The 11,642-nt window shown below is 41.7% G+C and carries 9 protein-coding genes; 7 read left to right on the top strand and 2 right to left on the bottom strand.

All coding sequences use genetic code 11. The features are described 5' to 3' along the window. Positions 1 to 190, top strand: a 190-nt coding sequence (locus tag AB4128_RS14700) for a hypothetical protein (RefSeq protein ID WP_372038145.1), incomplete at its 5' end; no start/stop codon positions are given. A 537-nt stretch (positions 191 to 727) separates the two neighbouring features. Here AB4128_RS14700 and fadJ read toward each other — a convergent pair. Both fadJ and fadI read right to left on the bottom strand, forming a co-directional pair. Further along, positions 728 to 2,848 (bottom strand): fatty acid oxidation complex subunit alpha FadJ, encoded by a 2,121-nt coding sequence (gene fadJ / locus AB4128_RS14695; RefSeq protein WP_055026200.1) that lies wholly within the window; start codon positions 2,846 to 2,848, stop codon positions 728 to 730. Between the two features lie 5 nt (positions 2,849 to 2,853). Then, positions 2,854 to 4,164 carry an acetyl-CoA C-acyltransferase FadI gene (fadI, locus tag AB4128_RS14690; RefSeq protein WP_065110659.1) on the bottom strand — a complete coding sequence of 437 codons (1,311 nt, stop codon included), beginning with the start codon at positions 4,162 to 4,164 and terminating at the stop codon, positions 2,854 to 2,856. A 396-nt stretch (positions 4,165 to 4,560) separates the two neighbouring features. Between fadI and AB4128_RS14685 the strand changes: the two genes are divergently transcribed. Genes AB4128_RS14685 through AB4128_RS14660 form a run of 6 tightly spaced genes read left to right on the top strand, consistent with a single transcriptional unit; the run spans position 4,561 to position 11,634 of the window. Next, positions 4,561 to 5,517, top strand: a complete 957-nt coding sequence (locus tag AB4128_RS14685) for a MoxR family ATPase (RefSeq protein ID WP_055026198.1) — start codon at positions 4,561 to 4,563, stop codon at positions 5,515 to 5,517. Between the two features lie 15 nt (positions 5,518 to 5,532). Beyond that, on the top strand, positions 5,533 to 6,477 hold the full coding sequence (locus tag AB4128_RS14680) for a DUF58 domain-containing protein (protein WP_080916166.1): 945 nt from the start codon (positions 5,533 to 5,535) through the stop codon (positions 6,475 to 6,477). Continuing rightward, entirely contained in the window at positions 6,478 to 7,023 is a 546-nt protein-coding gene (locus AB4128_RS14675) for a DUF4381 domain-containing protein (RefSeq protein ID WP_372038143.1), read from the top strand. Next, the gene (locus tag AB4128_RS14670; RefSeq protein ID WP_372038142.1) at positions 7,011 to 8,003 is read left to right on the top strand and encodes a VWA domain-containing protein; all 993 of its coding nucleotides are present in this window, start codon (positions 7,011 to 7,013) and stop codon (positions 8,001 to 8,003) included. Before AB4128_RS14675 ends, AB4128_RS14670 begins: the two co-directional genes overlap by 13 nt. Continuing rightward, the gene (locus AB4128_RS14665) at positions 8,003 to 10,006 is read left to right on the top strand and encodes a VWA domain-containing protein (RefSeq protein ID WP_372038140.1); all 2,004 of its coding nucleotides are present in this window, start codon (positions 8,003 to 8,005) and stop codon (positions 10,004 to 10,006) included. Before AB4128_RS14670 ends, AB4128_RS14665 begins: the two co-directional genes overlap by 1 nt. After that, a complete protein-coding gene (locus AB4128_RS14660; protein WP_372038139.1) occupies positions 10,000 to 11,634 on the top strand; it encodes a BatD family protein in 1,635 nt (544 codons plus the stop codon). Before AB4128_RS14665 ends, AB4128_RS14660 begins: the two co-directional genes overlap by 7 nt. Positions 11,635 to 11,642 lie beyond the last annotated feature (8 nt).

Genomic DNA, 11,642 nt, shown 5'->3' with positions numbered 1-11,642 from the left:
TTTACTGAAACACAAGTCGCTGGCCTGCCAAACATTAAGTTCAGCAACTCAAGCATCGCTTAGGAGATTCATTATGTTTAATTCTTTAAAGAAAGTACTTGGCATTGCGAAACCACAACGTAAAAGAGTTAAGTTGCCAGAAGGGCTAGAGCACTTAGAAGTGATTCCAGCAAAAGCTTGGTGGAGCTAATACTGCATTTAGCCACTTCATACAGACAATAAAAAAGGGAGCTTACGCTCCCTTTTTTTAGATCTACATCTATTTAAAATGAACGTTTATGTTCATTTGGGTTAGATATCTTCTTGGTTAATAAATACTTATGACTATTGAATAATGGATAAGCAAGCGGCCCCATAAGCATTCCAGCTACAGACCATCTTTTAACAGCCATCCCATTGACAAAAGCTTGATTACCCAGAAAATATCCTGATAAACACGAAATCAACAAGAGTAGAAATATCACTGAAACCTCAATAATTTATTCAGTTAACAACATTCCATTTTTTTTAATTCTTTATCAGCTATCTCACCCTGCCAATAACGGCGATATTATAACCAAGAACTAAGCTGTTAGCTATAAGAGTAGCAAATAAGACTATTATACTGGAAAGTAAAAAATAGACATATAGGCTATTTATTAGGCTAAAACATGCCACTTTAGAATGAAAAAGCGGCAATTTGTTGCCGCTTTGTTAATTTTAATCAACCATAAAGTATGACTTACGGCTAATAGAAAGTGCTGCCTGACTCAGCCATGTTGACCAACCTTTCACAAGGTTCGAATCTATCGCCATGTTGTTGTTGATACTGACGTAATTTTGACACTAAGTTAGCGATTCCCATACTGTCCATGTATTTAAATGGACCGCCTAAGAAAGGTGGGAACCCAATCCCGAAGATTGCGCCAATATCACCATCACGAGCACTGGCAATAATACCCTCATCTAAACAGCGAACGGCCTCATTGAGCATTTGGACCACGCAGCGCATGGCAATATCACTACCCGAACCAGTAGATTGATTATTGACACCAAGTACCTGATAAACGGACTCATCAACCAATTTAGCTTTAGACTTCTTATTACCATATTGATAAAAGCCCTTGCCATTTTTACGACCTTTTCGATCGTCTGCTAACAACTTGTCAAACGCATCTGGGGCTTTGAACCTTTCACCTAACTCTTGCGTTAAGATCGGCGCAATTTTAGCTCCAACATCTATTCCGACTTCATCTAATAATGTAATGGGTCCCACTGGGAAACCAAATTTTACGAGGGCTTTATCTAAACTTTCTACTTTTTCGCCAGACAATAAAACTTGAGCGGCTTCATTCATGTATAAAGCAAGAATACGGTTCACATAGAAACCCGCACCGTCTTGAACAACAATCGGGGTTTTGCCTTGCTTACGCGCAAATGCAACCGTAGTTGCAATCGTCTCTGGTGATGTCGTTTTATGGGCAATCACCTCGACCAGCGGCATTTTTTCAACAGGTGAAAAATAATGAAGACCAATCACGTTTTCAGGACGGGAAGCTGCCTCTGCAATCTGTCCAATCGGTAACGAAGACGTATTTGAAGCGAAAATAGTATTTTCATGACATTCACGCTCAACATCTTTTACCATTTGGTGCTTAAGAGCTAAATCTTCAAAAACGGCTTCAACGACAATATCGGCATCCTTAACACCTTTATATTCAGTCGTTGTCGTCATCAATGCCATTAAATTATCTCTAACAGCTGGAGTCATATGACGACGCTTAACGCCTTTAGCCAATAATTTATAAGCATAAGCTAACGCGTTACTTAACCCTTTTTCATTAATGTCTTTCACACGTGCAGGGATTTTAGCTTTAGTCGTTGTCACAGAAGCAATACCGCCTCCCATCAAACCACCACCGATAACTAAGGCTTTATTAACCTTACGCGGCTCAGCTCCATCGGCACCTGTTTCTTTTTTCATTTCTGTCGTAGCAAAGAAAATGCTGCGAAGTGCTTCTGACTCTGATGACATGACTAATTCGGCAAAATGACTGGCTTCAACTTCAAGCCCTTTAATCATGCCTTTATTCATGCCTTGTTTAACACAGTCAATAATTTTGGCTGGCGCTGGGTAATTACCTTGGGTCTTTTTAAGGACTTGTTTTGCAGCTTGATCAAAAATGATATCGCGAGTTGCGCTTGTTGATTCAAGCACCTTATTTAATGCGCTTTTCTTAGCGACTTTTGCTGCTGACTTACCTTTTTTGGCCATTGCAATAGCAGTTTCTAATAAAATAGACTCAGGTACTACGTCATCAACCAATGCCATTTTAAGTGCTTGTTTAGGGCGAATTTGTTTGCCTGTTAGCATCATATCAAGTGCAGTGGTAATACCGACTTTTCTCGGTAAACGTTGTGTTCCCCCACCACCAGGCAGTAAACCAAGTTGCACTTCCGGCACACCCATGATGGTTTTTTTGTCATCAGTACAAACACGTAAATGACACGCTAACGCTAATTCTAAGCCGCCACCTAGACATGCACCATTGATAGCTGCTACGACAGGAATCGATAAATTTTCAAGCTCATTGAATACAACATGCCCTTGCTGAGACAGCTCTTTAGCAGCTGCAACGCTAGTGCATGCATCTAACATGCTGATATCTGCACCAGCAACAAATGAGTCAGCTTTACCCGAGATAACCACAAGCCCTTTCACACTGGCATCATGTTTGATTTCAGCTAGTATTTCACTGATTTCTGGACCAAATTCTGCTTTTAAGGTGTTCATGGTTTCACCAGGAACATCCATTGTTAACACTGCTATTCCGTCTTCGCGGCGAGATAAATTAAATGTCTTTTCCATCAGAATTACTCCACTTCTACAATCATTGCTGCGCCAAGACCACCAGCAGCACATGCTGTAGCCAAACCAGTACCACCGCCACGACGTTTAAGTTCACGACATACTTGGGTAATTAAACGTGTTCCAGTTGCTGCAAATGGATGTCCATAAGCAAGAGAACCACCTAATACATTAAACTTGCTCATATCAATCTCACCAATGGCGCGATTTCTACCTAGCTTTTCTTCCGCAAATTTCTTAGAACCAAACATTTGCATATTGGCTAATGTTTGTGCTGCAAATGCTTCATGCATTTCAATTAATGTTAAATCTTCTAACTCCATGCCAGCACGCTTTAGTGCTAATGGTGTTGCGTATGAAGGTCCCATCAACATGTCTTGCCACACATCAATTGCAGTAAATGCATAACTTTTAATATAACCGATAGGCTCGTAACCCAATGCTTTAGCACGGCCTTCGCTCATTAGAATAACGGCAGAAGCGCCGTCGGTTAATGGTGTACTGTTTGCAGCTGTTACAGAGCCGTGTTTACGGTCAAAGGCTGGACGTAATTTGGCATAAGACTCTAATACTGAGTTTTCACGAATATTATTATCACGATCAATAAACTGCTTGTAAGGAGGAACATGGGCTGTCATTACCTCATCAGCAAGATTACCTGAATTCCATGTTTCAGTTGCAAGCGTATGAGAACGGTGTGCTAGCGCATCTTGATCAGCTCGGCTAATACCGTATGTTTTTGCCATTTGTTCAGCTGTTTGGCCCATTGATAACCCAGTTGAGTACTCAGCAACCGCCGGAGGTACTGGCATTAAGTCTTTTAAACCGAGTCGACGTGCAATGGCAAACTTTTGTTTAAAGGTACGTGCTTTATTTAAATCAACTAAGGCATGTGCCAGTTTTTTTGAAACGCCAATAGGTAAAACTGACGAGGAGTCTGCACCACCAGCAATACCGATTTCAACATTACCAGTCATAATCGATTCAGCAACATTGACCGCTGATTGAAAACTTGTGGCACAAGCTCTAGTCACACTGTACGCATCTGTTGAGACATCCATACCCGTTCCCAGTACAATCTCACGTGCAATATTTGGCGCTGCAGGCATTTGAACAACCTGACCATATACCAGTTGCTCAATTGTTTTAGGGTCAAGTTCTGAGCGAGACAGCAATTCATTAACCACCATTTTGCCCATATCCAGTGCTGATACACCGTGAAAAGCAGTTGCTTGCTTTGCAAACGGGGTTCGAAGACCCGCCACAATAGCGATACGCTCCCCACGAGCGTTGGTTACTTGTTGTCTATCACTCATTGTTCACCCTCTTTTAATTGTTTAGCCTTATCTGGCTTGTCAGTGAATACTTAAATTATGTCAGACAGATCTGGTCTGACCATAAAAGTGTGATCTGATTCTAACTTTTAATTGCGAAGTTTTAAACATCCGTATGAAAAATAGCAGTAATTATCATCAAAAGCACTGACTGAACCAATAAATAATCATTAATAATCATACGATTAAAATATAGAGCATTAACTTTAAAATATTCCAAAGTTCGCTTTATTTGCTCTTTCCCAATGAATAAATTCACAAAATATCACTCAGAATTAATTAAAAATGAAAATCTGTTAATGCTACTAGCCAAAGGCTAATGAAATTCATTAACATAGGTTTAATTAGATAAATTTCTGAAATTAATTGAGTATCATCATGCCTTTGAGTCGATTTCATTCTTTACGTGCCTATTTAGACAACGTCATTTTGGGACAACCTGTATTAACTGAAAACCTACTGATTGCATTGATTGCAGATGGACACTTATTAGTTGAGGGCCCGCCAGGTCTTGCAAAAACACGTGCAGTGAAAGCATTATGTGATGGCGTTGAAGGTGATTTCCACCGTATTCAGTTTACTCCGGACTTATTACCTGCAGATTTAACCGGTACCGATATTTACCGTGCGCAAACAGCCACATTTGAATTTGAAGCAGGGCCTATATTCCATAACCTCATTTTGGCTGACGAAATTAACCGTGCGCCAGCAAAAGTGCAATCGGCGTTACTTGAGGCAATGGCAGAAGGCCAAGTTACGGTGGGTAAAAACAGTTACCCCCTACCAAATTTGTTTTTAGTCATGGCAACGCAAAACCCACTTGAAAACGAAGGGACTTACCCACTTCCTGAAGCACAACTTGATCGCTTCTTGATGCATTTAAATCTAGATTATCCAAGTGCCGATACTGAGCGTGAAATTTTAAGACAATCGCGCAAAGAAGCGATTACTCAAACATTACCGACTATTGAGCCTGTCGCCCAGTCAGATGTATTTGCCGCACGTGATCAAGCCATGGAGCTTTATCTAGCAGAGCCGCTAGAAAGTTACATTGTTGAGATAATTATGGCGACACGCCAACCTGAGCGCTACAGTCCAGAGCTAGCTAAATGGTTAGAATATGGCGTCAGCCCTCGTGCTTCAATATCATTAGAGCGATGTGCTCGAGCTAGAGCGTGGCTACAAGAACGTGATTATGTCTCACCAGAGGATATCCAAGCAGTTGCTCCGAATGTGCTAAGACACCGTTTATTATTAAGTTATCAAGCACAAGCTGAAGGAATTAATGCAGATCATGTCATTAGCCATATTTTAAGCCAAGTGGCTGTACCTTAAACCCGGACTGCAAAGATGCCATTTGAACAAGCACAAGTTTCCCCGTTACCGTTATTCAGTAATGGGGTCAATTTGACCGAGCAAGAGCTATTCAGCTGTCAAAGCACAGCTCGTGCAATGCCCGATAAACGCAGCCGTGCTAAAGCAAGTCAAGCAGGACACAGAAGTAGCTTGATAAAAGGTCGCGGAATGGAGTTTGCTGAAGTTCGTCATTATCAAAATGGCGATGACGTCAGAACCATTGACTGGCGAGTAACGGCAAGGACAGGAAAAGCGCACACAAAACTTTTTGTAGAAGAACGTGAACGCCCTATTATTCTCTTCATTGACCTTAGTCATAGCTTGTTTTTTGGTTCACGCCTATTAATGCAATCAGTACAAGCTGCACATGTGGCAGCAACACTAGGTTGGAATGCGATTAATCATGGCGATCGACTAGGTGCATTCATAGCCAGTGAAACTGAACATCTCGAGCTCAAGCCTCGAAGCCGTCGACAAGGTATATTGCAGTTAACATCAGCCTTAATGAAGGTACATGGTAATCAGTTAAATCATTTTGATGAGCTACCCCATGATCCTCAACACATACTCCGTGCTTGCCAACGCTTGCAACGTATCGCTAAACCAGGCTCATTAGTATGGATTATTACCGATGGCCAACATTTTACTCAAGAATGTTTAGCCGCATTAACTGAACTCAAACGCCATTGCGATGTCGGAGCATTTGTCATTAGTGATCCATTAAGGCAAGGCACGTTAGCACTTCCAAAGCGCTTTTCATTGCCAGTACGTGATGGAAAACAGCAACTAACATTAACTCGTCATAGTTATGATACTTGGCTTGAAAACCAACTTAAAAATCAACAACAATTTATTGATTTAATGAAGATGATTAAAGTACCCACACGATTTATTGACGCAGGGAAACGATTAAGTGACCAATTGGAAGTACTACGCTAAATGAATTCAGCTCAAGCAAATCCAGCTTTAATGCAATTAGAAGATATCGTGCTGCCTCAGCAAATTTCTCAATGGCCAATGGCGCCAGGTTATTGGATACTTGCCGCACTCGTCATCGGTATCACCATAGCAATGGTGGTTAAGCTTAAACGAGATAAACAGTACCATGCTCCAAGAAAAGCGGCTTTAGATGTATTAAACCAATTAGATATTGCCAGCCCACAGTATGCAACTGAAGTGAATAGCCTGCTTAAACGAACAGCGATGAGTTATTTCCCACGACAAGATTTTGCCAAACTTGACGGCAACCACTGGTTTGCTTGGCTAGAACTACGCTTACCAAAACAGCATCACGGTCAAATTGGATTATTGCTCAATAAACGATACCAATCGCAAGGCTTATCCCAAGAAGAAACGAAGCAATTGCAACGGCTTGCTCATGTGTTTCTTGCCAAATCAGCCCGCTTAACAGCGTTTAACCCTAACGAATTACCGCCATCTATGGTCGCAAAGCAAAATGACAAGGAGGACTCATGTTCTCAATAACATGGCCTTGGTTGTTATTGCTTTTACCATTACCGTTTTTTATTAAATCTAAACAAGTTAGCAAGAATACTGGTGGTCATTTACAACTTCCAGGCATCAGTGAAGCCCAAATATCGGTATCTAGCACGCCTAAAAAACCTAATAGAAAAGCCTATTGGTTCATGTGGTTATGTTTAATTTGCGCATTAATTAGACCACAATGGCTCGGTGAGCCAATCGAGCTGCCCTCTGAAGGGCGAGATGTCATGCTGGCAGTGGACTTATCTGGCAGTATGCAAATTGAAGATATGGTGATTAATGGTAAAACAGTCGATCGACTCACCTTAATAAAACATGTTATTGGTGACTTTATTGAACGCCGTAATGGAGATCGACTCGGCCTCATTTTGTTTGCCGATCATGCATACTTACAAGCGCCGCTGACTCAAGATAGACGCTCTGTTGCACAATTCCTCGCTGACAGCGAAATTGGCCTCGTGGGCAAACAAACTGCCATTGGCGAATCAATTGCTTTAGCTGTAAGACGTTTTGATATGGTCAACGATAGTAACCGTGTGTTAATTCTTCTCACCGATGGTTCAAATAATGCTGGCAACATCGAACCTGAAGTCGCAGCAAGAATTGCGGCAAAACGAAACGTTACCATCTATACCGTCGGTGTCGGTGCTGAAGTATTAGAGCGTCGCAGCATTTTTGGTACCGAACGAGTTAATCCTTCACTTGATTTAGATGAAGAACAACTACAAAACTTAGCTGACATGACCAACGGCCACTACTTCCGCGCAAGAAATAGTGAAGAGCTGGCTCAGATTTATCAAAAAATTGATGAACTAGAACCCGTAAGCCGCGATCAACTCACCTATCGCCCTAAAAGTGAATTATTTTATTGGCCATTACTATTCGCTATTTTAATGAGTGTCGTAATAAGTATTCACAGCCAATTCTCATTTAGCAAAATATCATCACGAGGGGGCAAATAATGGAATTACACTTCATTCGTCCTGAGTGGTTACTATTACTTATCCCATTATTAGTGCTTGGGCTGCTCCTATGGCGTAGCCAAAAACAAAACCTAGCTTGGCAGCAATATATTGCGCCACATTTGGCCAAAACACTGATTACAGAGGCTGCTCAGGTTAAAAAGCAGCCTAAGTGGGGATTAATTATCTGTTGGATAATTGCAGTCGTGGCACTTTCGGGGCCAGCTGTGAACAAACAGAGTTTACCTGTTTATAGTAATGAACAAGGCCGAGTATTAATCATGGATATGTCTTTATCCATGTATGCCACAGATCAAAAACCTAACCGCTTATCTCAAGCCAAATACCGTGCAACGGACTTTATTGGTAGTTTAACTGAAGGTGAAACAGGCTTAATCGCATTTGCTGGCGACGCATTTACCATTAGCCCGTTGACTCGTGATAATGCAACTTTACTCAACCTGCTTCCAACACTTTCTCCAGATATCATGCCAGTGAGAGGCTCAGATTTATCTTCTGCACTCGCGCTAGCACAGCAATTGCTAGCCCAGGGTGGGCATATCAGTGGCGATATTATTGTAATGACAGATGGGGTGAATCCTAGGCAATATGCCGATGCAGCTAATGCACTAGAAGGCAGTCGGTATCGAGTTTCTGTGATGGCATTTGGTACTGCACAAGGTGCGGCTATTCAATTACCTGATGGTCAACTTTTACGAAATAATAGCGGTGACGTGGTTATCGACAAAACTGACTTTTCATTACTGGAAAAACTCGCTAAACCTACTGGTGGGATTATGATCCCGGCGACTGCAGATGGACGTTCGTTAACTCAGTTGCAAGATTGGTTAGCTAATGACGGCGATGCCAAAGCCACTGAGTTAGAAGGTGAAGCTTGGCAAGATTTAGGGCCTTATATTGCATTATTGTTGCTTATCCCTGTGTTATTAAGCTTTAGGTTTACCCTATTACCCATTATGTCGTTTTTCACAATAGGTATGATGCTGCAACCGGCGCCAGCACAAGCTAATACTTGGGATGATTTATGGAAAACCTCTGATCAACAAGCTAGCGAGCAATTTATGCAAGCGCAATCTGCAGAAGATTTTGCCCAAGCCGCTAAAAAGTTTAATCAGCCTCAATGGCAAGCCAGTGCCCAATATAAAGCTGGGGATTATGAAAACGCCCTCGCAGGGTTTGAGCAAGATAGCACAGCACAGGGGCTATATAATCAAGGCAATACCCTGATGCAACTCAATCAACTAGATGAAGCTATTGCGCGCTATCAAAAAGCATTGACACAACAACCGGACTTCCCACAAGCGCAGAAAAACCTGCAAATTGCTGAGCAAATGAAACAGCAGCAAGAGCAGCAAAATAGTAATAATGAAAATAATGATGACAGCCAGTCTGACAATAAATCAGATGGTTCTGATGCTAATAATCAACAGAATCAATCCAAAAATTCTGAACAAAATCAGAGCGATGATAGTCAATCAAATGACCAATCACAGCAGAACTCAGACGACAGCGCATCAAAAGACCAGTCTTCACAAGAGCAGTCCCAAAATGAGCAAGATGGCCAAGATGCCGATTCATCTGAATCAGATCAGGCTCAATCAGACAACGCCCAAGAACAAGAAGATGCACAAAGCAATGCTACTGAGGATCCCAAACAGTCTGCGAATAATGATGCAAAAATGGAGGCTAAATCGCCATCAGAGCCAGAACCGACTTCAGAAGATGCGTCAAATGAATCGACAAATAACGCTTCACAGCAAACGTCAACCACAACAGAACCTGAGCCTACTGATGATTCACCTAGTCAAGCTCAATCTGTTGCAGCCAGTGAGCTTACAGAAGAACCGTTACCAGCAGATTTAGAGAGAGCATTGCGTGCCGTTAGTGAAGATCCGCAAGTGCTTATCAGAAATAAAATGCTATTAGAATATCAAAAGCGTCGCCAAAGCGGCCAATTGCCTAAGGATACACAACAGTGGTAAACAGAATCGTTTTCGCCCTTCTTACTATTCTTTTTACGGGGCAAGTTTTTGCAGTCAGTCAAATTCAAGCAACAGTTGATAGAAACCCTGTCATGCAGGGTGAATATTTTGTTTTAAATGTCACTGCTGATGCTGATTTAAACGCAGGCTCATTAGATACGTCTGTGTTACTAAAAGACTTTGTTGTCGGCCGAACAAGCGTTGGCCGTAGTACAAAGATGGTTAATTTTGATACAACAAAAGAAACCCGCTGGCAAGTGTTACTGTCGGCTAAAAATGCAGGCACTGTGACCATTCCGCCATTTACAATGGAAGGTGTAACATCTAACCCCATTACGTTAACCGTCGCCAAAGCGGGCAGCCAACCGCAACAAATGCGTAATTTGTTTATTGAAGGCGAATTAAGCACACAAGAAGCCTATGTTGGTCAACTTGTGACATACCAAGTAAAACTATTTTTAGCCGCTGAACTTCAACGAGGCGTCATCAGTTCACCTGAAATATCTGGCGCTGAAATAAAACAAATCGGTGAAGATAAAGATTCAGTTGAAATTGTTGATGGGCGTCGATTTCGAGTTATCGAACGTACTTACTCAATCATTGCTGACACACCTGGTACTTTGGCTATAAAAGGTGCAGGGTTTTCAGGAGATATTTTAGTTGAAGCTCCAAGGCGTGGCGGGATGTTTGGTTTTAATGAAAGCCGCCCAATGCAAGCGACTGCAGAAAACACTCAAATTGTCATTAACCCTATTCCTCAGCAATATCAAGGTGACTGGTTAGTCAGTGATTTATTAATTGCTAAAGAAGTATGGCCAGAAGAAAATGATAATAATGCGTTTGAAATTGGAACTCCAATCACCAGAACCATTAATATTGTCGCCTCTAATGCCGACAGTAACAGCTTACCAGATATAAAAATTACGATGCCAGAAGGCTTGAAAGCCTACCCAGAAAAACCAGTCAGACAAACCGTTGTACGTGAGAATCAAGTCATAGCTCAATACAGTTTAACCACTGCAATAGTGCCAACCCAACCTGGTACTTTTACCTTGCCTGAAATTTCAGTGCCGTGGTGGAATCCACACTTACGTCAGCAGCAGTATGCCACTATCCCCGCAAGAACTGTCACCATCACAGGTTCAGCCCCTATCAATCCTGTTCAACCTACAGTGGCAGAACAGCCACAAGCGACCTCCTCAATAGCAGGATTATGGCCTTGGTTAACCTTGTTATTTGCGACACTATGGCTAATAACCTTGGCGCTTTGGTTAACAGCCAGACGTCAAAAGCCGTCCCAAATAGCCGATACCACCTCAGTACAAAGTGCTGTAAAAACCGCAATTAGTTTACAAGATATAGAAGATGCTTGTGATAATAATGATGTATCGAAAGTGATTGCTTTACTACAAAAATGGTATGGTTCTCAGTTCAATAAACCGATAAATTTATCTGCTATAGCAAAATTATCGCCTGAGTTATCAGCGGCAATTGAACAATTGCAACAAGCCAAATATAGCCAAAACAGTGTCGTGATAGATAAACAGAAACTGATTAATGCGATAAAGCAAACTCAGTTAAATCAAACACAAAGCGATGTTTCACCTTTAAGTAGCTTGAACCCATAGCAGTAAAT

It is taken from the genome of Shewanella sp. 10N.286.52.A9 (assembly GCF_041468985.1).
Taxonomy (GTDB): Bacteria; Pseudomonadota; Gammaproteobacteria; order Enterobacterales; family Shewanellaceae; genus Shewanella; species Shewanella japonica.
The sequence above is the reverse complement of the archived record's forward strand: the minus strand, read 5'-3'. Positions and strand labels throughout refer to the sequence as shown.